Here is a 20,099-nt window from a genome sequence, read left to right on the forward strand (position 1 = left end):
CCGCACGGTGACTGCTGAACTACTCCCGTGCAACTGGTTCGCACCAGTCCACTGATTCGAACCAGTTGCACGGGATGCGGTCATGCCCGTGTCCGGACAACACATAGGGCGCGGTGCCCGCCTGGCAGCTGATCACCGCGCCCCTGAGTCCCCTGGAAGGGGTAGTTCCATGATGCCTGAGTTGGTGTCGGTCGTGTCGGTTGAGGAGCCGGGTTCGCTGTTGCGGGCGGCGCGGTTGGAGCGGGGTTGGGACGTTCCGCAGCTGGTGATGCGGTTGCGGCAGGCGGCGTTCGAGCGGGGTTGGGAGCTGCCCTCGAACAAGGAGTTGAGGCTGCGGGTGCGTGGGTGGGAGGGGGGACAGCCGCCGAAGTCCCGCTACCTGGAGCTGCTGACGGCCGTGTACGGCGTGTCGCGCGAGGAGCTGGGCCTGCCGGTGCCGAGGGACGCCAAGCCGGAGATCGACAACGAGCGGTGGGCGCGGGTCATCGCTCGGTACCGGCCGTGGGTTTTGCGGCGGTTCACGGTCAAGCTCGCCGATGCCGAGACGGCGGAGGACCTGACGCAGGACCTCTTCATTCAGCTGGGACGGTCGTTGCACAAGGTGGACCCGGCCACGGACGGGCACCTGTACCCCTACCTGAATCTTCAGGTGCGGTGGACGTTGAACTCCTACTTCGCGGAGCAGGCCAAGCGCAATCGGGAGTTTCTGGCGCCGTCGTCTGAGGGCAGTGCGGATGTGGTGCCGATCGAGCCGGCCGCCACGGATGAGCTGTCTCAGACGGAGGCGTTGGGCTGCCACCTGGCGGACGTGCGGGCCCTGTTGGCGCCGTTGAAGGAGAAGCAGCGCCAGGTGCTGGCGCTGCGGGTGGTGGACGATCTCACCAGCGGGCAGATCGCGGTGCGTCTGGGAGTGTCGGTGGGCACGGTGGACAGTCGCATGCAGGCCGCCTTGGCGGCCGTGCGGCGCAACCTGGGCATGGCACCCCCGGCCGCGAAGAAGAAGCAGGTCGGCGGGGACGGTACGTGGGCGGTGGCCGCCCGCGCGGCCGTGGCCGCCGAGGCCGCCACCGGGCGCCTGTTCACCAGCGCGGACCTGATCGAGCGCTACCAGCTGGAAGCCCCGGACACGCCGCAGAAGTGGAATCACGTGCTGACCAGCCTGACGCGGGCGGGCGTCATCGCCCAGGCCGGATGGAGCGGCCCCCGCGATCGGCGCCGGCGCGCCTACCTCGGCACCAACCCGACCCCGGCGCCCTCCGGTGTCGCCTCGGCCCACGCGGCGGTGGCGTGATGGCCGCCTCCAAACGCCGGGGGCACCTGAACGGTGCGACGACACGGGCCCGTAAGCAGGTGCTCGCCGCCCGGGACGGGGCGCGGTGCGCCTACTGCCTGGTCCCGTTCACCAGCCTGACGGAAGCGACGCTGGAACACATCGCACCGTTCTCCCTCTTCCCGACCTGGCGCGCGGTCCACCTGGTGTTGGCCTGCCGCCCCTGCAACGACCGCAAGGCCAACCACCTGTCCCTGCTGCTGGCCCTGACCCTGCTGGCCACCGAACGCACCCCCCACGGCGCGGCCATGAACACCACGACCGACGCCGTGAACACCACGGTGGCCGCCGTGAACATCCCCGCCGACACCGTGAACACCACGACCGACGCCGTGAACACGCGTCTGGGGTTGATGGACCGCCCCGGGTGCGTCGTGAACGACTCCCCGCCGCTGATGAACACCGGGGCGGTGGCCGTGAACACCCCCGCCAACGTCGTGAACACCTCCGGTGGGCCGCTGTCCGGCGGCATGTTGCAGCTGCTCGCCCGCCTCGCTCACGCCCGTCAGACGGCCAACCGTGCCGCCTGGCGCGCGCGGTGGGAGGTGGCCGCCTGATGTCCCAGCCGAACGCGACCCCGGGTGTGACGCGGTCCGTCACACAGGTCAACGCCCCGCGCACCGCCCCCACCACACGTGACGAAACGCGTGACGAAAAGCCGCCCACCCGATCCCCGAGGCGCCGACCCGATCGGGGAGCCGCTCGATCGGGTCGGGGATCGGCCCCGGATCGGCCGATCCGATCGGGTGGCCAGTCGGGCGATCCCGCGCCGGTTCGCGCCTTGCGCGGTGGCCTGCCCGATCGGTACCTGACCCCGCTCGATCTGGTGTCCCTCTTGCAGCTGGAGAGCGTGGAGACCGTGTACGCCTGGCGCAAGAGCGGCAACGGTCCGCCCGGCTTCCGCATCGGCAAACACCTGCGGTACGACCCGCAGGCGGTGGCCGACTGGATCGCCGCCCGCACCACCGATCGGGAGGCGGCGTGATGCCCGACCAGCCGACCCCGCCCGGGGCGGTCGGTGAGGCGGACTTCCCCGCCCGCCGCATCAAGCTCACCCCGGCAGCCTCGATCGCCCCCGAACCCGTCATCTGGGCATGGGAGCCCGAGCCCGGGATCGGGCGCATCCCGGCCGGCGCGCTGACCCTGGCCGCCGGCCGGGAGGGAACCGGCAAGTCGAGCTTCGGGATCTGGCTGGCCGCTCGCCTCTCGCGCGGCCAGCTCCCCGGCACCTTCCACCACCAACCCCGCACCGTCTTCTACGCGGCCGTCGAGGATTCCTGGTCGCGCACCCTCGTTCCCCGCCTCATGGCCGCCGGCGCCGACTTGGAGCGCGTCTACCGCGTGGACGTGGACGACGTACTCCAGGGCGAGACGATGCTTTCCCTGCCCCTGGACACCGGCCCCTTGGAAGCGGCTATCGCCGAACACCAGGTGGCCGCCCTGATCATCGACCCGCTGATGTCCACCCTGGGACAGAACACCGACGCCCACCGCACCCAGGACGTACGCCGCGCTCTGGAACCGGTGGTGCGCATGGCCGAACGCACCACGGCCCTGACCCTGGGGATCGCCCACTTCAACAAGACCACCGGCACCGACGCCTCCCAACTGATCTCCGGCTCAGGGGCGTTCAAGGATCTCGCCCGCGCGATCCTCGCGTTCGCCCACGATCGTGAGAGCGGTGAACAGGTCATGACCCAGACCAAGAACAGTCTCGGCAAGCTCGACCTACCGTCGCTGTCCTACCGCATCGAGGGATGCGACATCCCCGCCGCGGGCGGCACGGCGAACGTCGGCCGGCTGGACTTCACCGGCATCGCCGAACGCTCCGTGGAAGACACCCTCTCCACCACCGCCGACCCCGAAGGCGCCGGGGAGCGGGACGAAGCCGCCACCTGGCTAACCGACTACCTCACCGAACAAGGCGGAGAAGCTCCCGCCGGCGACATCATCAAAGCCGCCGAGAAGGACGGCTTCGCCAAGCGCACCCTCCAACGCGCCCGCAGCAAGGTTGGCGTGACATCCCAAAAGTCCGGATTCGGCAAAGGGTGGGTGTGGGTACTGAACGTCACCACCCCCACCGAAGGTGACACCAAGGTGCCGAAGGTGCCAACCCCCAGAAGCCTGGCACCTTCGGCACCTTCGCTGTCACCTTCGCCGAACCCCACACCCAGCGTGACCACCACGGCCGGACACTGCGCCACGTGCGGCGACCCCATGACCGCCATCGAACCCGACCAAACCACCCACCCCGGATGCACCCCCAGCATCTTCTGAACCCTGCGACGCGGGGCGCTAACGCTAGCGGCACGCATCGCTAGCGTTAGCGCCCCCGCTAGCTCCCCAAACGCCGCCTGACCAGCGCGATAGCAGGTAGCGCGCCACACACGGCACCCGTCAGAACGGCCCACCAAGGGCCGTTCCGGCACCCGCCGCACCCGCTATCACCACGGGAGACACCCACCCATGCCTGGCCATGTTCAAGACCGCTGGTACAAGGACGAAGAGCAGCCGGACGGCACCATCAAGCGCGTCAAGACCGACCGATACGGCGTCGGGCTCCGGTACCGCGCCCGGTACGTCGGGCCGGACGGCACCGAGAAGTCGAAGTCCTTCCCCGACAAGCAGAAGCGCGCCGCCGAAAAGTGGCTGAGCAATACGACCGCCGACATGGAGCGCGGCCAGTACATCGACCCCAAGAAGGCGCGCATCACCTTCCGGCAGTACGCCGAACAGTGGGTCGCCGCCCAGACCACGGACGTGGCGACGCGAGACGCCGTGGAGAGCCGCCTGCGGCTCCACTCGTACCCGTACCTCGGTACCCGCCCGCTCGGTTCCTTCCAGCCCGAGCACATGCGGACCTGGGTCCGCCAGCTCGAAGACGCAGGCATCCCCGGCACCTACGGCTACGTGATCTACGGCAACGTCCGCGCGGTGCTGTCCGCCGCCGTCGACGACGGCTACCTGACCCGCAACCCATGCGACGCCCGATCCGTCCGCCCGCCGTCGCCAGAGCCCAAGCGCGTCGTCCCGTGGGAGCCCGGCCGCGTCTTCGCGGTCCGGGCAGCCCTACCGCCCCGGGCTCAGGCCATGGTGGATCTGGCCGCTGGCTGTGGCCTCCGGCAGGGTGAGGTGTTCGGGCTTGGCGTTGATGGTGTGGGCTTCGACACGGACACCCTGCACGTGGTGCGTCAGGTCAAGCTCGTCAAGGGCAAGCCCGTGTTCGCGCCCCCGAAGTGCGAGAAGGAACGCGACGTGCCGCTGCCGGCGGTCATCGCTGACGCGCTCCGGACCCACATGAAGGAGTTCGAGCCGACCGCCATCACGCTGCCCTGGAAGAAGTTGGACGGGCCCCCGGTAACGGCCCACCTCCTCTTCACGGCCAAGGAAGGCAGTGCGGTCCGCAGGAACGACTTCAACGACCACGCCTGGAAGCCCGCCCTGGCCGCCGCCGGCGTCATCCCGGAGCGTCAGCGCGGGGAGCGGCACCAAGCCGCCCGGGAGCACGGGATGCACGCGCTCAGGCACTTCTACGCGTCCGTCCTGTTGGACGCCGGGGAGAGCATCAAGGCAGTGAGCGAGTACCTGGGCCACGCGGACGCCTCGATGACCCTGCGGGTCTATGCCCACCTGATGCCGACCAGCCGGGAGCGGACGCGGAAGGCCGTTGACGCGGTGTTCAACCCGCCCGCGTTGGACAGCTGACGGCCCAGGGACGGCCCAGAGGGCGACAGGAAGCCCCCACCAGCGACATACGTGCTGGTGGGGGCTTCCTCACGTCGTGATGACGCCTAGTTCTTCTGGATCTGGTCGAAGCTCAGCTCGACCGGGGTCTCCCGGCCGAAGATCTCCACCAGGCCCTTGACCTTCTTCGAGTCCGCGTTGATCTCGTTGATCGTCGCCTGGAGGGTGGCGAACGGGCCGTCCGTGACGGTGACCGAGTCGCCGACCTCGAAGTCGAGGACCTGCACCTCGACCCGGCGGCCGCCGCTGACGGCGCCGCCCTCGGCCGCGGCCTCGGCGGCGGCCTTCTGCTCCACCTCGGGGGCGAGCATCTTGACGATCTCGTCCAGCGTCAGCGGATACGGGTCGTAGGCGTTGCCGACGAAGCCGGTGACGCCCGGGGTGTTGCGCACCACACCCCAGGACTCGTTGGTGAGATCCATCCGCACCAGCACATAACTGGGCAGCTTGTTCTGCTTGATGGTGCGCCGGTCGCCGTTCTTGATCTGGACGACCTCTTCCTGCGGCACCTCGACCTGGAAGATGTAGTCCTCGACGTTCAGCGAGACGGCCCGCTGTTCGAGGTTGGTCTTCACCCGGTTCTCGTAGCCGGCGTAGGTGTGGATGACATACCACTCGCCGGGCAGCGTCCGCAGCTCCTCGCGCAGCGCGGCGACCGGGTCGACCGGCTCCTCGGCCGCCTCCTCGACGTCCGCGGCCTCGACGTCCCCGGCTTCGTCCGCCTCGGCAGACCGCTCGGCGACCTCATCCGCCGCGACACCGTCGGCCTCGTCCGCCGTGGCTTCGGCGGCGTCGGCCTGCTCGACATCGCTCTGCGCGGCCTCTGCCACCTCGACCGTGTCGCGCGCGGTGTCCTCGCCCTCGGGTTCGGGGGAGGCGTCGTTCAGGTTCGGGTCAGACACGGTAGCTGCTTCTTCCTGACTTTCGTTACGAGGGATGGCACATCAGCCGAAGACGTAGTCGACGGCTCGGCTGAATCCCCAGTCAAGCACGGTCAGGATGCAGATGACGACGACTACGAAGATGATCACCGCTGTCGCGTACGTCGTCAGCTGCCGGCGCGACGGCCAGACGACCTTGCGCAGCTCCGCGACGACCTGGCGGTAGAAGAGAGCCAGCTTGCCCAGCGGGCCCCTCTTCGCGCGACGGCCGCGACGGCCGGCGCCCTCGCCCCGGGGCTCCGGCGCAACATCGGAGTCCGTGATCCCAGCCACTCGTCCTCACCCGATCCCGGTCATGGTCATAAGCCGCCCGGCCACCCGGACGGCTTTTCACTTCGTGTAGCAGGGCCGGAGGGACTTGAACCCCCAACCGCTGGTTTTGGAGACCAGTGCTCTACCAATTGAGCTACGACCCTTTACCGTGTGGTGCCGACAACGTACCGCATCCGGCGCCACAGGTGAGGAGTGTACGTGCTCAAAGCCCGGCCGTCGAACGGTTGGTGCGAGGGTTTCCGGCGTGACGGGTGCGCCGACGGCCCGCAACCCGTGTGCCGGCCCGGACGGCCGTCTGCGACGATGCCCCCATGAGTGCCGCAACCCCATCCCCCGCCCAGCCGCCAGTCGCGCCGCCCGCCCAGCGCCGGGTCTCGGCGCGGATCGGCGCCATCTCCGAGTCCGCCACCCTGGCCGTGACCGCCAAGGCGAAGGCGCTGCGCGCCGCCGGCCGCCCGGTGATCGGCTTCGGCGCCGGCGAACCGGACTTCCCGACGCCCGACTACATCGTGGCCGCGGCCGAGGCCGCCTGCCGGGAGCCACGGTTCCACCGCTACACGCCGGCCGGCGGGCTGCCCGAGCTGCGGGAGGCAGTGGCGGCCAAGACGCTGCGCGACTCGAAGTACCAGGTCGACGCCAGCCAGGTGTTGATCACCAACGGCGGCAAGCAGGCGATCTACGAGGCGTTCGCCACCCTGCTCGACCCGGGCGACGAGGTGCTGGTGCCCGCCCCCTACTGGACCACCTACCCCGAGTCGATCCGGCTGGCCGGCGGCGTCCCGGTGACCGTCGACACCGACGAGACCAGCGGATACCTCGCCAGCGTCGAGCAGTTGGAGGCGGCCCGCACCTCGCGGACCAAGGTGCTGCTCTTCGTCTCGCCGTCGAACCCGACCGGCGCGGTCTACTCCCCCGAGCAGACCAAGGCCATCGGCCGCTGGGCAGTCGAGCACGGTCTGTGGGTGCTCACCGACGAGATCTACGAGCATCTGGTCTACGGCGGCACCGAGTTCAGCTCGCTGCCCACGCTGGTGCCCGAGCTGGCCGACCGCTGCGTCGTGGTCAACGGCGTCGCCAAGACCTATGCGATGACCGGCTGGCGGGTCGGCTGGCTGATCGGCCCCTCGGACGTCGTCAAGGCGGCGAGCAACCTGCAGTCGCACGCCACCTCCAACGTGAGCAACGTGGCGCAGGCCGCCGCGCTGGCGGCGGTCGCCGGCGATCTGGACGCGGTGACCGCGATGCGCGAGGCGTTCGACCGCCGCCGCACCACGATCGTGCGGATGCTCAACGAGATCGACGGCGTCAACTGCCCCGAGCCCAAGGGCGCGTTCTACGCCTACCCCTCCGTCAAGGAGCTGCTCGGCCGGGAGATCGGCGGCCAACGTCCCGCCACCTCACTGGAGTTGGCCGAGGTTCTGCTGGAGAAGGCCGAGGTCGCCGTGGTCCCGGGCGAGGCGTTCGGCACCCCAGGCTTCCTGCGGTTCTCCTACGCGCTGGGCGACGACGACCTCGTCGAGGGCATCGGGCGGCTCCAGAAGCTGCTCTCGTAACGCCCACGGCGGTGTGCCGGCTCGAGTCGGTGTTCGGGCCGGCGCCTCCCCGGGGCGACCGGGTTTTGGCGGACGGGGGACTTACGGCAAGATCCTGGAATGGCTCGTGCACGTGATGTTCAAACCCTGCCAAAGGCCCATCTCCACCTGCACTTCACCGGGTCGATGCGGCCCGGGACGCTGCGTGAGCTGGCCGACAAGTACGGCGTCCATCTGCCGGAGGCACTGCGCGGCGGCGAGCCGCCCCAGCTGCGCGCCACCGACGAACGCGGCTGGTTCCGCTTCCAGCGGCTCTACGATCTGGCCAGGTCCTGTCTGCGGGAGCCGGAGGACATCCGGCGGCTGGTCCGCGAGGCCGCCGAGGAGGACGTCCGCGACGGTTCGCGCTGGCTGGAGATCCAGGTCGACCCGACCTCGTACGCCCCCCGCCTGGGCGGGCTGATCCCGGCCCTGGAGATCATCCTCGACGCGGTCCGCACCACCTCGCGGGAGACGGGCCTCGGGATGCGGGTGGTGGTCGCGGCGAACCGGATGAAGCATCCGCTGGACGCCCGCACCCTGGCCCGGCTCGCGGTCCGCTACCGCGACCAGGGCGTCGTCGGCTTCGGCCTCTCCAACGACGAACGCCGGGGTTTCGCACGGGACTTCGACCGGGCGTTCGCCATCGCCAGGGACGGCGGCCTGCTGGCCGCCCCGCACGGCGGCGAACTGGCGGGGCCGATCAGCGTCCGCGACTGCCTCGTCAACCTGGGCGCCACCCGGGTGGGCCACGGCGTGCGCGCCTCGGAGGACCCGGCGGTGCTGGCCGCCCTGGCCGACGCGGGCGTCACCTGCGAGGTCTGCCCGGCGTCCAACGTGGCCCTCGGCGTCTACCAACGCCCCACGGAGGTCCCGCTGCGCACCCTCTGGGACGCGGGCGTCCCCATGGCCCTCGGCGCCGACGACCCTCTCCTCTTCGGCTCCCGCCTGGCCGACCAGTACCGCATCGCCCGCGACCACCACGCCTTCACCGACCACGAACTGGCCGACCTGGCCCGCCAATCCATCCGAGCCTCGGCGGCCCCGGACGACATCAAGACGAAGACCCTGCTGGACATCGACACCTGGCTCGCCGTGCCCTAGCCGGGCGGGCCAGGCGGACCGGGCGGCGCGCCGCCCGGCCAGCGCGGTGCGCTGGCCGCGGGGCGCTGGCCGCGCCGGGCCGGACGGGGCACGGCGGGGCAGTGCCCTGCCCGGGCGGGCCAGGCGGGGTACGGAAGGGCGACAGCGCGAAGCGCTGGCCGCGCCGGGCAGGGCGGTGCACGGCCGAGCAGTGCCCTGGCCGGGCGGGCAGGGCGGGGCACGGCCGAGCAGTGCGCTGGCCGCGCCGGCCGGGCACGACGAGGCGGCGGCACTACGCACCGGCCACGGTGCGCCGGCCGGCCAGGGCACAGCGGGGCGGCAGCGCTAAGCGCTGGCCGCGCCAGGCGAGTGAGGGACGCCGACCGATACCGGCCGGGGCGGGGCACGGCGAGACAGCAGCGCGAAGCGCTGGCCGCGCCGGGCACGACGAGACGGCGGCACTACGCACCGGCCACGGTGCGCCGGCCGGCCAGGGCACAGCGGGGCGGCAGCGCTAAGCGCTGGCCGCGCCGGCAGGGCGGGGTACGGCGAGACAGCAACGCCAAGCGCTGGCCGCGCCGGCCGAGCCGGGCACGACGAGACGGCGGCACTACGCACGAGCCACGGTGCGCCGGCCTCGCCGGCCAGGCGTGGAACGGCGACCGATGCCGGCCAGGCGGAGCAGTGCGCTGGCCGGGCAGGGTACGGCAGGGCGGCAGCGCCAAGCGCTGGCCGCGCCGGCCGGGGCGGGGCACGAGGAGGCGGTGGCACCAAGCGCCGACCGGGGTCCGCTGGCCGCGCGGGCAGGGCGGGAAGCGTGGAGCGCCGAACCGCCGGACGGGCCGGCACCATGAGACGGCGGCCGACCCGCCGACCCGCCCGCTGCGGCGGGGTGTTCTACCTTCGGGGCATGGCTTTTACTCCGTGTGCGGACCCGGCGCCGGCCGACTGGATTGTGTCGAGTGAGTTGCCGTGGCAGCGGTTGGTCGGATTCGGTCCGGCCGGGTTTCCGTCGTACGCGCGGCTGCGTTTTCTGCCCGACCCTGTCTTCGAAGGACAGAGCGAGGCCGATGTCGAAGCCGAAGGGCCGAGCGAGGATGAGCGGTTGCGGATGCTTTTCGACGTGTTGGCCGCGCACACCCGAACCCCCGACGACTGTTACTTCTGCCTCTGGGACGGCTACGGGGATATCCCGGACGGTGGCGCCGGAGCGGCCCGAGTCGTGGTTCCGGCCCGTTCGTATCTGCTGTTCCGGGGGTCGCTCACCGAGGCCGGCGGTTGGGGGGCGGGGCCGATGTCGCCGGGCCCCGCGTTGGCCTGGCCGGCCGACCGCGCCTGGTGTGTCGCCAATGACGTGGACCCGCACTGGGCCGGCATCGGTGCGGCTTCCCTGGCCGTCGCCGAACTCGTCGGCCATCCCCACCTGGATGTGACCCCCGCCGACCCGACCCGGCGGCCCCCCGTCTATCTCTGACCCACCACGGCTAGAGCGTCGTGTTGATGAGGACCGGTTCGTTGACGAGGGTGATGCCGAAGGTGGCTTGGACTCCGGCGCGGATTTCGCGGGCGAGGGTGAGGAGGTCGGCGGTGGTGGCGGTGCCCCGGTTGGTGAGGGCGAGGGTGTGTTTGCCGGAGATGCGGGCGGGGCCCGTGCCGTAGCCCTTGGGGAAGCCGGCGCGGTCGATCAGCCAGGCGGCGGACGTCTTGGTGAGGCCGTCGGCGGCGGGGTAGGCCGGCGCCGCGACGTCGGGGCCGAGGTGGTCGGCGACGCGGTCGAGGAACGCGGCGAGGGCGGGTTCGTCCAGCACCGGGTTGGTGAAGAAGGAGCCGGCGGACCAGGTGTCGTGGTCCTCGGGGTCGAGGACCATGCCCTTGCCGGTGCGGAGTTTGAGCACCGTGTCCCTGGCGTTGGCCAGGGGCACCCGGCCGCCCGGTTCGACGCCGAGCGCCCGGGCCGTCTCGGCGTACCGGACGGGGCCGGAGAGGCCGCCGGCGTCGCTCAGTTCCAGGCGGACGCGGAGGACGACATGGCGGTCGGGTTCGGCCTTGAACCTGCTGTGCCGGTAGGCGAATCCGCACTCCGCGCCCGGCAGGGTGACGATCCGGCCGGCGGCGCGGTCGTAGACGTCGACCTCGGTGATGACGGAGGAGACCTCCTGACCGTAGGCACCGACGTTCTGGATCGGGGTGGCGCCGGCCGAGCCGGGGATGCCGGCGAGGCATTCGATGCCGGCGAGGCCGGCGTCGACCGTGCGGGCCACGGCCGCCGACCAGTTCTCGCCGGCGGCCAACTCCAGCCGGGTGCCGTCCAGTTGGTAGCCGGTGGTGGCGATGCGCAGGGCGGTGCCGGGGAAGCCGGCGTCCGCGACGACCAGGTTGCTGCCGCCGCCGACAAGCAGCAGGGGTGTGCCGTCGGCGTCGGCTTGGCGCACCGCTTCGACGATCTCCTCGTCGGTGGTGGCGGTGAGCAGCCGGTCGGCCGGTCCGCCCAGCCGGAGGGTGGTCAGCGGGGCGAGCGGGGCGTCAGGTGTTTCCAGCACCAGGCCACCATACGAGACGCTCGCCGCCGGTCGACCGAGGTCACCTGTCGACTAAAATGTCGGCGGGCCGTGACTGGCGCTGGGGTGGAGTACCACCGGGGAGCGGCCTGACATCCTGTCGATGCCGTGCGCCTGGGCGACTCGTTGCGAGGCTCGGGAGTTCGGTATGACTCAGACACGGTCGGCTCGTTTGATGGACGGCACGGAGCCGGCGCGGCGGCTCGTCGAGGCCAGCGCGGCCGGCGCGGCCGAGGTGTTGCGGCGGACGGGGACGGCGCCCTGTCTGGCGACGGTCCTGGTGGGCGAGGATCCCGCGTCGGTGACCTATGTGCGGATGAAGCGCAGGCGGTGCGAGAAGGCCGGCATCACGTCCCGGCATGTGGCGTTGCCCGCTTCGATCAGCACCGAGGGCCTGGTGGCCGAGGTGACGGCTCTCTCGCGGGATCCGCAGGTGCACGGCATTCTGCTGCAGCATCCGGTGGGGCCGCATATCGACGAGCGGGCGGCGTTCGAGGCGATCGCGCCGGCCAAGGACGTCGACGGCGTCACGATGCACTCGTTCGCGGCGATGGGCTTCGGTCTGCCGGGCTTTGTCTCGTGCACGCCCGGCGGGATCATGCGGCTGCTCGACGAGTACGACGTGGATCTCGCCGGGAAGCACGCCGTGGTGGTGGGTCGCAGCGCGATTCTCGGGAAGCCGGCGGGTCTGCTGCTGCTCGGCCGGGACGCGACGGTGACGTACTGCCACTCGCGGACCGCCGATCTGTCGGCGCATGTGCGGGAGGCGGATGTGCTGCTCGCGGCGGTGGGGCGGGCGAGGTTCATCAGGGGCGAGGACATCAAGCCGGGCGCGGTGGTGATCGACGCCGGCTACAACGCGGGGAACGTGGGGGATGTCGACTTCGATTCGGCGCGGGAGCGGGCGAGCCTGATCACTCCCGTGCCGGGTGGGGTCGGTCCGATGACCATCGCGGTGCTTCTGGCCCAGACGGTGACGGCGGCCAAGCGTCAACTCGGCCTGGAATGACGGCTGGTACGGCGTCCATATGACGGCTGGAGCCCGGTGGCCGGTGGGCCGCCGGGCTCCGTTGTCCGTCGGAGGCTGTCGATCCCTGAGTCGGGGTCCTTGGGTCAGGGGACGAGAACGGGGGCCGGCTCGTCCCGGTCGTCGGGGGCCGGGGGTGCCTGCCTGGCGCGTCGGGGGGCGATCAGCACCACGGCGCCGGCGACCAGGACCGCGGCGGCGCCGAGCCAGACGGCCGGGGTCAGCCCGTCGGTGAAGGTGCGGGGCGTCTCGTAGCCGCCCCGGGTGGCGAAGACGGAGGCCAGCACGGCGACGCCGAGGGCGCCGCCGACCTCGCGCAGCGCGTTGTTGACGCCGGAGGCGATGCCCTCGTCGCGGCGCGGGACCGAGCCCATCACCATGGCGCCGGCCGGCGCGAAGAACATCGCCATGCCGACGCCGCAGAGGACGAAGGCGGGCACCTGGGGGCCGTAGCTCGCGTCGGGTCCGGCGAGGGCGGCGAGCCAGCCGAGGCCCGTGCCCATCAGCAGCATTCCGGTGGCGATGATCACCCGGCCGCCTATCCGGTCGGTGAGCCTTCCGGCGATCGGCGCGACCACCAGGCCCATGGCGGTCCAGGGCAGCATCCGCACGCCCGCCTCGGTGGGGCTGTAGCCCTGGATCAGCTGGAGGTACTGGGTGAGCAGGAAGATGGAGCCGAACATGCCGGCGAACATCAGCAGGCTGGCGGCGTTGATGGCGCTGAAGGTGCGGGAGCGGAAGAAGCGCATCGGCAGCATGGGGTGGCTGGTCTTCAACTCCCAGGCGACAAAGGCGATCAGCAGCATGCCGCCGAGGATGAAGCCGGCCAGCACCGGGCCCGAGGTCCAGCCGTGTTCGTGGCCGCGCACCAGGGAGAGCACCACGCCGAAGAGGCCGGAGCTGACGAGCGCGGTGCCGACCAGGTCGAGGCGGTCGTTGCCGCCGGTGCTCTCGGCGAGCTTGCGGTAGGCGAGCGGGATCAGGGCCAGGCCGATGGGCACGTTGATCCAGAAGATCCACTGCCAGGAGAGGTGTTCGGTGATGGCGCCGCCGACCAGCGGCCCGGACGCCACGGCGAGGCCGTTGACGGCGCCCCAGATGCCGAAGGCCGCGCCGCGCTTCTCGGCGGGGACGGCGGCGGAGATCAGGGTGAGGCTGAGCGGCATCAGGATCGCCGCGCCGGCGCCCTGGAGGGCGCGGGCCGCGATCAGCGCGTCGGTGGAGCCGGCGAGGGCGGCGCCGGCCGAGGCGGCGGTGAAGATCAGCACGCCGATGCCGAAGACGCGGCGCCTGCCGAACCGGTCGCCGAGTGCCGCGCCGAGCAGCAACAGGCAGGCGAACGGCAGGGTGTAGCCGTTGACGATCCATTCCAGATCGGCGAGTTCTCCGCCGAGATCGTCCCTGATCACCGGCAGCGCGGTGGTGACCACCAGGTTGTCGAGTGCGGCCATAAAGGTGGCGGCGCCCACGATGACCAGCGTCCAGACGGCGCTGCCCCTGCCCGGTGGCTTGGTTGTCTCTCGCACGTTCCCCTCCTCTCCGGGCCCCTTCGGGCTCCGGAAACGCTCGCCGACCGGCCGCCCCCCGGCTGGTCAACGACGGTTAAATGTTTGGTATTGATCGGTCAATAACTTTCGCGGACGGACGGGTGCCACGGTGTGGACCGGTCGTTCCGTTCGCCCGTGGATCCCGCCGCCCGGGCCAGGTGGTCTAGGAGGCGGGGCCGGAGCCCTCCAGATGTTCGAAGACCGTCAGGGTCTCCCACACCCGGTGTCCCTCGGGGAAGCCCATGGACAGCATCACGTTGATCATCATGCCGATACTGAAGAAGTCCCTGGTGAGGGTCGTGTCATTGCCCAGGTTCGCCAGGATCGAGTCCCACATCCCGGACCAGGCGGATCTGATCTCGGCGGCGAACTCGACATCCCCCTCCGACTCCCGGGCGCTGACCGCGACATACATCTGCATCTGGAAGAGCAGATGGTCACGATCGCTGATCAGCGGAAAGTACGCCTTGCACATCGCCTCATGGGCCTCCTGGGGTTCAAGCCCCCGGGCGGCCTCGTCGAACCGGCGCCGCATCTCGCCAATGGTGCGATGGGCGGCGGCCAGGAAGATCGCACGCTTGTCGGGAAAGAGGCGGAACAGATAGGGCTGTGAGACCCCGACCCGCTTGGCGATGGCCGCCGTCGAGGTGCCCACGTAACCGGCGCGGCCGAACTCGACCACCGCCGCGCGGATAACGCTCTCGCGCCGCTCCTCGGCCGACATGCGGCCACTCTCCCGTGCCATGGGAGTAAGTTATTGGTTAATCACTAACCAAGTCAACCCCCGACCGTCGACGCCGTGTTGGCGGCCGGTCGGGGGTTGACAGGGTGGTCGGGGTGGTCGGGGGTGCCGGAGGGTCTAGCCGAGGCGGACCACGGCGTTGGCCCGGCCGAGGACCTTCTGTCCGTCGCTGTGTGCCGTGAGGTCGATCCGGACGGTGCGCCGTTCGTCGTCCAGCTTGGCGGCGACCCTGGCACTGACCGTGATCTCCGCGCCGACCCCGTCGTCGGGCACGACCACCGGCTTGGTGAAACGGACCCCGTACTCCAGCACCGCGCCCGGGTCGCCGACCCAGTCGGTGACCACCCGGACCGCCTCGGCCATGGTGAACATGCCGTGGGCGATCACATTGGGCAGGCCGACCTCGACGGCGAACCGCTCGTTCCAGTGGATCGGGTTGAAGTCCAGCGAGGCGCCCGCGTAGCGCACCAGCGTGGCGCGGTCGACGGGGAAGGTGCGGGTGGGCAGTTCGGTGCCCTCCTCGACCTCGGCGTAGACGATCCTCGACCGGGTGTGCGCGCTCATCGGTCCCCCTCCCCCGCCGGGGCCTCGTCGGCGCTCCGGGCGACCAGCTTGGTGTAGGCGGTCGCCACATGGGCGCCGGACTCGTCGTGCAGCTCACCGCGCACGGTCAACATCTCGTTCCCCTTGAGCGATTTGATCGCCTCGATGGTCGAGGTCACGGAGACCCGGTCGCCGGCGCGCAGCGGGCGTTCATAGGTGAAGCGCTGCTCGGTGTGGACCACCCGGCCGTAGTCGAGCCCCAGCTTGGGGTCCTGGACGACGGCGAACGCGGCCCGGTAGCTGATCAGAAAGACGAAGGTCGGCGGCGCGATCACATCCGGGTGGCCGAGTTCCCTGGCCGCCTCGGGCCGGGTGTAGACCGGGTTGTCGTCCCCGATCGCCTCGGCGAACTCGCGGATCTTCTCCCGTGCCACCTCGTACGGCTCGGTGGGGGGATAGCTCCGCCCGACAAAGGACTGGTCGAGGGGCATCGGAATCCTCACATCCTGGGTACATCGTTGCGCGTGCACGCCGGTGGTGCGTGCCGGCGTGCGCGGTCCGCATGCGCGGTCGGTGTACGCGCCGGCCCGTATGCGCCGGGATAGACGAAACCGCCCCCGGTGGATACCGAGGGCGGTTTCACACAGCGAACTCTTGGGTTGGTCAGGCTCGAAAACCCGAGGGCTCCCGCTGGATCAGCGGGTCTCGCGGTGGGCCGTGTGCGCGTTGCAGCGCGGGCAGTGCTTCTTCATCTCCATGCGATCCGGGTCGTTACGCCGGTTCTTCCTGGTGATGTAGTTCCGCTCCTTGCACTCCACGCAGGCCAGCGTGATCTTCGGGCGGACGTCGGTGGCAGCCACGTGAGTGCTCCTTGACGGATGGACGGGTAAAACCTATTGAACACAGAGAAGAGTAGCCGATCGGAGGACCGACCCCGCAATCGGCTACTGAGAGTAGCGGCGACCGGACTTGAACCGGTGACACAACGATTATGAGCCGTTTGCTCTACCGACTGAGCTACGCCGCCACAGGGTGAGCCACCCTCATCCTCGCGGATAAGGGCCTGGCACCCCAGAGCCCCAAAACGGAATCGAACCGTTGACCTTCTCCTTACCATGGAGACGCTCTGCCGACTGAGCTATTGGGGCGAGCGCTCAAGAGATTACACGGTCCTCGGCAGATGGCGAAATCCATTGAACCCCCGGCCCTCCGGGTGCGGCGGTACGATTTTCGCCCGCCAGGTGCCGTGCGCTCTTGGCGCTTTCTCCGGGTCTTTCCGGTTTCCCCCTTGTCGGCCCGGTTGATCCCGGCTGGTCCGGTTGCCTCCCCTTACGCTCGCTTCCGTCTGACCTGACCTGACCGGGGAGAGCGATGTCGGACTCGGACCGACTACTGCTGAGTGGGGCCCGCCTGGCCGACGGCCGGCCCGTGGATGTGGCCCTGGACGCCGGCCGGATCCGGGCGGTGGCCCCGGCCGGCACGCTGCCGGCCGGCGCGCCCGGCCAGCGGGTGGAGCTGGCCGGCTATCTGCTGCTGCCGGCCCCGGCCGAGCCGCACGCGCACCACGATGTCGCGTTGACCGCCGACGGCGCGCCCGACGGCGCCGGCGGTCCGACCGTGCTGGAGCGGCGGATCACCGAGGCGGCGCTGTCGCAGCTGGGTCATGGCGCGACCGCGCAGCGGAGCCATGTCCTGGTGCGCGACGACCGGGGTCTGGCCGCGCTCGCCGCCGCGCAGCGCGCCGGCCGGGCGCTGGCGGGGCTCGCGGAGTTGAGCACGGTGGCGCTGCCGGGGCCGCTGACCGGCCGGGCGGGGGCCGACCAGCGGGCGCGGCTGCGGGAGGCGGTGGAGTCGGGGGCCGACGCGGTGGGCGGCGCGCCGGATCTCGATCCGGATCCGGTCGGCCATCTCCGGTGGGTGGTGGAGCTGGCCGCCGAGCACGGCAGGCCGGTGGATCTGCACACCGACGCGGCGGACGCCGGTTGGTTGGCGCGGCTGGTGGCGCTGGCCGGGGCGGGTGGGATGACGCGGCTGACCGTGGGTCCGGCCGGTGGACTCGGCCGGCTGGGGCCGACGGCGCTGGCCCGGGTCGCCGACGGGCTGGCCGCCGGCGGGGTGACGGTGGTCTGCCTGCCGCAGGGCGGGTGCGCGGGCACGTGCGGTGGGCGGGTGCCGGTGCGGGAGTTGACGGCGGCCGGGGTGACGGTGGCGGCGGGCAGCGGGGCGCTGCGTTCGGTCGTCAACCCGGTGGGGCGCGGGGACCCGTTGGAGGCGGCGTTCCTGTTGGCGTCGTGGGGTGAACGGTCGCCGCTGGGTGCCTATGAGGCGGTGAGCGGGGCGGCGCGGGCGGCTTCGGGTCTTGCCACGGTGGCGGTCGAGCCGGGGGCGCCGGCCGAACTGCTGGCGGTGCGGGGCGAGTCGGTGGCCGGGGCGCTGTCGTTGGGCTACAGCCGGGTGGTGGTGCACCGGGGGCGGATCGTGGCCAGGACGAGCGCGGTCCGCGAGTACCGTTCCGATCCGCCGAGTCCGGTGGGGCTTGAGCTGCCGCGTCAGCCGGCGGGGTGAGGCGCGCGGGCCGGGGCGGTCGGCGGTCGGCGCCCCTGGCTCGCGCCGGATCGCGTTACGGTCGAGGTATGCGCACTGTCATCGCTGGTGGACATGGCAAGATCGCCCGGCGGCTGGAGAGGCTGCTCTCCGGGCGGGGTGAGCAGGTGGCCGGGTTGATCCGGCAGCCGGAGCAGGCCGGGGCGCTGCTCGACGCCGGGGCCGAGCCGGTGGTCTGCGATCTGGAGTCGGCGGGGGTGGAGGAGGTCGCCCGGCATCTGGCCGGCGCGGACGCGGCGGTGTTCGCCGCGGGCGCCGGCCCCGGCAGCGGGGTGGCGCGGAAGGAGACGGTGGATCGGGCCGCCGCCACGCTGTTCGCGGACGCGGCCCAACGGGCCGGGGTGCGGCGGCTGTTGGTGGTGTCGGCGATCGGCGTGGACGACGAGCCGCCGGCCGGGACCGATCCGGTGTTCGCGGCCTATCTGCGGGCGAAGGGCGCGGCGGACGCCGATATCCGGGCGCGTACCGGGCTGTTCTGGACGATTCTGCGCCCCGGTCGGCTGACCGACGATCCGGGCACGGGCCGGGTGCGGTTGGCGCCGAGCGTCGACTACTCGACGGTGACCAGGGACGATGTGGCGGCCGTGTTGGCGGCGTTGCTGGATCGGCCCTCGGCGGCGGGGCTGACGTTGGATCTGGTGAACGGGGACACCCCGATCGCGCGGGCGGTCGCCGAGTTGGGCTGAGGACTCGACAGGGAGAACGGGGAGAACGGTGTCCGGCGCCTTGTCGGTCGGCGGGCGCCGTTCTACTGTTCTAGGACATCGGACGTCCGACGTACGGCGTCCCATGTGATGTCCAAGAGCCATCGACGACAGGAGTGGGTTCGGCATGCATCCCCTGACGTTTTCCCTGACGCGTTACCCAACCGCCGGTGTCCGGGCGGGTGTTGGCCGGCGGAGGCGGCGGGCGGTGCCGCTGGTGGTGGCGACCGGCGCCGTGTTGGGCCTGCTGGTCGCGGCGGCGCCGGCCGCGCTGGCGGGCGGCGGCGGGGTGCCCCCCGTGGCCTGTGACTCCTCGGTGCCGTTTCTCTCCGGCACCGGGGGCTATGACACCTTCCGGGTGCCGTCCGCCGTGGTGCTGCCGTCCGGCGCGTTGTTGGCCTTCGCCGAGGGGCGGGTGTCGGGCGCCGGCGACACCGGCGAGATCGATGTGGTGGCGCGGCGGTCGGAGGACGGCGGCTGCAGTTGGGGGCCGTTGACGGTGGTGGCCGAGGGCGCCGGCGACACCCGGGGGAACCCGGCGCCGGTGGTCGATCCGGCGACCGGCCGGCTGGTGCTGGTGACCTGCTACAACAGCGGCGAGGTCGGCGAGGGGCAGATCATGCGGGGCGAGGTCACCCCGGAGCAGAGCCGGCGGGTCTTCGTGCAGACCAGCGACGACGAGGGGCGGACGTTCACCGCGCCCAGGGAGATCACCGACCAGGCGAAGCTGCCGGACTGGCGCTGGTACGCGACCGGTCCCGGGCACGCGATCGCGCTGACGACGGGCGAGCACGCCGGCCGGCTGCTGGTACCGGCCAACCACTCGACGGCGCCGCCGGCCGGCTCCCCCGACACCGGTCAGGAGGCGCGCTACTACGGTTCGCACGCGCTCTACAGCGATGACGGCGGCGTCAGCTGGGAGTTGGGCTATATCGACGACAGCTATGACGGGCTGGTCAACTCCAACGAGTCATCCGTCGCCGAACTCCCCGACGGGCGGCTCTACTTCAGCGTCCGGGACCAGAACGGCGAGGCGGCGGGGAACCGGCTGGGCGGCTACTCGTCGGACGGCGGGGCGAGCCTGGAGGGGCCGCTGACCGCACAGCCGGGCCTTGAGTCGGTGCCGGTGGTGCAGGGCAGTGTGCTCCGACTCCCGGGCGAGGAGGGCCCGTTGCTCTTCTCCGGTCCTTCGAACCCGGGCGTCAGGGAGGCGTTGACGGTCTGGCGCAGCGATGACGACGGGGCCTCGTTCGAGCCGGCGGTGACGCTCTCCGAACAGCCGGCGGCCTATTCGGATCTGGTGCGGCTGGACGACGGCACGGTCGGCGTGCTCTATGAGACCGGCGTCCAAGGGCCTTATGAGACGGTCGAGTTCCGCAGGCTGGACGAGAGCTGACGGAACGTGGGCCGGGCCGGCTCGCCCCCCGGGGTG

The 20,099-nt window shown here is 71.3% G+C and carries 20 protein-coding genes, 3 tRNA genes and 1 riboswitch; of the genes, 12 read left to right on the forward strand and 11 right to left on the reverse strand.

All coding sequences use genetic code 11. The annotated features are described in order from the left end of the window. Positions 1-169: 169 nt before the first annotated feature. The 5 genes from AOM46_RS08325 (at position 170) to AOM46_RS08345 (ending at position 5,035) form a co-directional block, all read left to right on the forward strand. Entirely contained in the window at positions 170-1,291 is a 1,122-nt protein-coding gene (locus AOM46_RS08325; RefSeq protein ID WP_062207532.1) for an RNA polymerase sigma factor, read from the forward strand. After that, a complete protein-coding gene (locus tag AOM46_RS08330) occupies positions 1,291-1,887 on the forward strand; it encodes an HNH endonuclease (protein WP_062207534.1) in 597 nt (198 codons plus the stop codon). Before AOM46_RS08325 ends, AOM46_RS08330 begins: the two co-directional genes overlap by 1 nt. Continuing rightward, complete coding sequence (locus AOM46_RS36000) at positions 1,887-2,315, forward strand: helix-turn-helix domain-containing protein (RefSeq protein WP_107080014.1); 429 nt, start codon at positions 1,887-1,889, stop codon at positions 2,313-2,315. Before AOM46_RS08330 ends, AOM46_RS36000 begins: the two co-directional genes overlap by 1 nt. Beyond that, positions 2,315-3,607 carry an AAA family ATPase gene (locus tag AOM46_RS08340; protein WP_062207538.1) on the forward strand — a complete coding sequence of 431 codons (1,293 nt, stop codon included), beginning with the start codon at positions 2,315-2,317 and terminating at the stop codon, positions 3,605-3,607. Before AOM46_RS36000 ends, AOM46_RS08340 begins: the two co-directional genes overlap by 1 nt. 189 nt (positions 3,608-3,796) lie before the next feature. Next, a complete protein-coding gene (locus tag AOM46_RS08345) occupies positions 3,797-5,035 on the forward strand; it encodes a site-specific integrase (protein WP_062207541.1) in 1,239 nt (412 codons plus the stop codon). An 86-nt stretch (positions 5,036-5,121) separates the two neighbouring features. Here the strand turns inward: AOM46_RS08345 and nusG are convergent, their stop codons facing one another. The 3 genes from nusG to AOM46_RS08360 all read right to left on the reverse strand — a co-directional run bounded on the left by nusG (position 5,122) and on the right by AOM46_RS08360 (position 6,431). Beyond that, entirely contained in the window at positions 5,122-5,976 is an 855-nt protein-coding gene (gene nusG, locus AOM46_RS08350) for a transcription termination/antitermination protein NusG (protein WP_062207543.1), read from the reverse strand. Positions 5,977-6,018: 42 nt separating this feature from the next. Further along, on the reverse strand, positions 6,019-6,279 hold the full coding sequence (gene secE / locus AOM46_RS08355; protein ID WP_228084045.1) for a preprotein translocase subunit SecE: 261 nt from the start codon (positions 6,277-6,279) through the stop codon (positions 6,019-6,021). A gap of 79 nt (positions 6,280-6,358) precedes the next feature. Next, positions 6,359-6,431 (reverse strand) — tRNA-Trp (locus tag AOM46_RS08360). A 168-nt stretch (positions 6,432-6,599) separates the two neighbouring features. Between AOM46_RS08360 and AOM46_RS08365 the strand changes: the two genes are divergently transcribed. From AOM46_RS08365 to AOM46_RS08375, 3 genes are all read left to right on the forward strand, one after another. Beyond that, complete coding sequence (locus tag AOM46_RS08365) at positions 6,600-7,841, forward strand: pyridoxal phosphate-dependent aminotransferase (RefSeq protein ID WP_062207547.1); 1,242 nt, start codon at positions 6,600-6,602, stop codon at positions 7,839-7,841. 99 nt (positions 7,842-7,940) lie between these two features. Beyond that, complete coding sequence (locus tag AOM46_RS08370; protein WP_062207550.1) at positions 7,941-8,963, forward strand: adenosine deaminase; 1,023 nt, start codon at positions 7,941-7,943, stop codon at positions 8,961-8,963. An 889-nt stretch (positions 8,964-9,852) separates the two neighbouring features. Continuing rightward, positions 9,853-10,416 carry a hypothetical protein gene (locus AOM46_RS08375; protein WP_067226081.1) on the forward strand — a complete coding sequence of 188 codons (564 nt, stop codon included), beginning with the start codon at positions 9,853-9,855 and terminating at the stop codon, positions 10,414-10,416. Positions 10,417-10,426: 10 nt separating this feature from the next. On the opposite strand, the gene AOM46_RS08380 is transcribed toward AOM46_RS08375, so the two are convergent. Further along, a complete protein-coding gene (locus AOM46_RS08380) occupies positions 10,427-11,482 on the reverse strand; it encodes a UDP-N-acetylmuramate dehydrogenase (RefSeq protein ID WP_062207554.1) in 1,056 nt (351 codons plus the stop codon). A 59-nt stretch (positions 11,483-11,541) separates the two neighbouring features. Further along, positions 11,542-11,627, forward strand: a riboswitch (ZMP/ZTP riboswitch). 21 nt (positions 11,628-11,648) lie between these two features. Between AOM46_RS08380 and AOM46_RS08385 the strand changes: the two genes are divergently transcribed. Then, positions 11,649-12,509, forward strand: coding sequence for a bifunctional 5,10-methylenetetrahydrofolate dehydrogenase/5,10-methenyltetrahydrofolate cyclohydrolase (locus tag AOM46_RS08385; RefSeq protein WP_062207556.1), 861 nt, complete (start codon positions 11,649-11,651; stop codon positions 12,507-12,509). 104 nt (positions 12,510-12,613) lie between these two features. Here AOM46_RS08385 and AOM46_RS08390 read toward each other — a convergent pair whose 3' ends face one another. From AOM46_RS08390 to AOM46_RS08420, 7 genes are all read right to left on the reverse strand, one after another. Continuing rightward, positions 12,614-14,053 carry an MFS transporter gene (locus AOM46_RS08390; RefSeq protein WP_062207558.1) on the reverse strand — a complete coding sequence of 480 codons (1,440 nt, stop codon included), beginning with the start codon at positions 14,051-14,053 and terminating at the stop codon, positions 12,614-12,616. 184 nt (positions 14,054-14,237) lie between these two features. Next, entirely contained in the window at positions 14,238-14,819 is a 582-nt protein-coding gene (locus AOM46_RS08395; protein ID WP_234313677.1) for a TetR/AcrR family transcriptional regulator, read from the reverse strand. A 114-nt stretch (positions 14,820-14,933) separates the two neighbouring features. Continuing rightward, complete coding sequence (locus AOM46_RS08400) at positions 14,934-15,380, reverse strand: MaoC family dehydratase (RefSeq protein ID WP_062207562.1); 447 nt, start codon at positions 15,378-15,380, stop codon at positions 14,934-14,936. Beyond that, the gene (locus AOM46_RS08405; protein WP_062207564.1) at positions 15,377-15,850 is read right to left on the reverse strand and encodes a MaoC family dehydratase N-terminal domain-containing protein; all 474 of its coding nucleotides are present in this window, start codon (positions 15,848-15,850) and stop codon (positions 15,377-15,379) included. The genes AOM46_RS08400 and AOM46_RS08405 overlap by 4 nt, the downstream gene beginning before the upstream one ends. A 204-nt stretch (positions 15,851-16,054) precedes the next feature. Next, positions 16,055-16,219 (reverse strand): 50S ribosomal protein L33, encoded by a 165-nt coding sequence (rpmG, locus tag AOM46_RS08410; protein ID WP_062207566.1) that lies wholly within the window; start codon positions 16,217-16,219, stop codon positions 16,055-16,057. A gap of 94 nt (positions 16,220-16,313) precedes the next feature. Then, positions 16,314-16,386 (reverse strand) — tRNA-Met (locus AOM46_RS08415). A gap of 48 nt (positions 16,387-16,434) precedes the next feature. Continuing rightward, positions 16,435-16,507: transfer RNA gene (locus tag AOM46_RS08420), tRNA-Thr, on the reverse strand. Positions 16,508-16,730: 223 nt separating this feature from the next. Between AOM46_RS08420 and AOM46_RS08425 the strand changes: the two genes are divergently transcribed. The 3 genes from AOM46_RS08425 to AOM46_RS08435 all read left to right on the forward strand — a co-directional run bounded on the left by AOM46_RS08425 (position 16,731) and on the right by AOM46_RS08435 (position 20,063). Then, complete coding sequence (locus AOM46_RS08425; RefSeq protein WP_062207568.1) at positions 16,731-17,924, forward strand: hypothetical protein; 1,194 nt, start codon at positions 16,731-16,733, stop codon at positions 17,922-17,924. A 68-nt stretch (positions 17,925-17,992) separates the two neighbouring features. Next, the gene (locus AOM46_RS08430) at positions 17,993-18,649 is read left to right on the forward strand and encodes an NAD(P)H-binding protein (RefSeq protein ID WP_062207570.1); all 657 of its coding nucleotides are present in this window, start codon (positions 17,993-17,995) and stop codon (positions 18,647-18,649) included. 232 nt (positions 18,650-18,881) lie between these two features. Next, positions 18,882-20,063, forward strand: coding sequence for an exo-alpha-sialidase (locus AOM46_RS08435; RefSeq protein WP_370592671.1), 1,182 nt, complete (start codon positions 18,882-18,884; stop codon positions 20,061-20,063). The last annotated feature ends 36 nt before the right edge of the window (positions 20,064-20,099 follow it).

This window comes from Streptomyces sp. NBRC 109706, assembly GCF_000974485.1.
GTDB lineage: Bacteria > Actinomycetota > Actinomycetes > Streptomycetales > Streptomycetaceae > Streptomyces.

Bases quoted from the DNA above. Each gene is read 5' to 3' on its own strand.
- AOM46_RS08325 (WP_062207532.1), top strand. From the start codon at position 170: ATGATGCCTGAGTTGGTGTCGGTCGTGTCGGTTGAGGAGCCGGGTTCG.
- AOM46_RS08330 (WP_062207534.1), top strand. From the start codon at position 1,291: ATGGCCGCCTCCAAACGCCGGGGGCACCTGAACGGTGCGACGACACGG.
- AOM46_RS36000 (WP_107080014.1), top strand. From the start codon at position 1,887: ATGTCCCAGCCGAACGCGACCCCGGGTGTGACGCGGTCCGTCACACAG.
- AOM46_RS08340 (WP_062207538.1), top strand. From the start codon at position 2,315: ATGCCCGACCAGCCGACCCCGCCCGGGGCGGTCGGTGAGGCGGACTTC.
- AOM46_RS08345 (WP_062207541.1), top strand. From the start codon at position 3,797: ATGCCTGGCCATGTTCAAGACCGCTGGTACAAGGACGAAGAGCAGCCG.
- AOM46_RS08365 (WP_062207547.1), top strand. From the start codon at position 6,600: ATGAGTGCCGCAACCCCATCCCCCGCCCAGCCGCCAGTCGCGCCGCCC.
- AOM46_RS08370 (WP_062207550.1), top strand. From the start codon at position 7,941: ATGGCTCGTGCACGTGATGTTCAAACCCTGCCAAAGGCCCATCTCCAC.
- AOM46_RS08375 (WP_067226081.1), top strand. From the start codon at position 9,853: ATGGCTTTTACTCCGTGTGCGGACCCGGCGCCGGCCGACTGGATTGTG.
- AOM46_RS08385 (WP_062207556.1), top strand. From the start codon at position 11,649: ATGACTCAGACACGGTCGGCTCGTTTGATGGACGGCACGGAGCCGGCG.
- AOM46_RS08395 (WP_234313677.1), bottom strand. From the start codon at position 14,819: ATGGCACGGGAGAGTGGCCGCATGTCGGCCGAGGAGCGGCGCGAGAGC.
- AOM46_RS08400 (WP_062207562.1), bottom strand. From the start codon at position 15,380: ATGAGCGCGCACACCCGGTCGAGGATCGTCTACGCCGAGGTCGAGGAG.
- AOM46_RS08405 (WP_062207564.1), bottom strand. From the start codon at position 15,850: ATGCCCCTCGACCAGTCCTTTGTCGGGCGGAGCTATCCCCCCACCGAG.
- AOM46_RS08425 (WP_062207568.1), top strand. From the start codon at position 16,731: ATGTCGGACTCGGACCGACTACTGCTGAGTGGGGCCCGCCTGGCCGAC.
- AOM46_RS08430 (WP_062207570.1), top strand. From the start codon at position 17,993: ATGCGCACTGTCATCGCTGGTGGACATGGCAAGATCGCCCGGCGGCTG.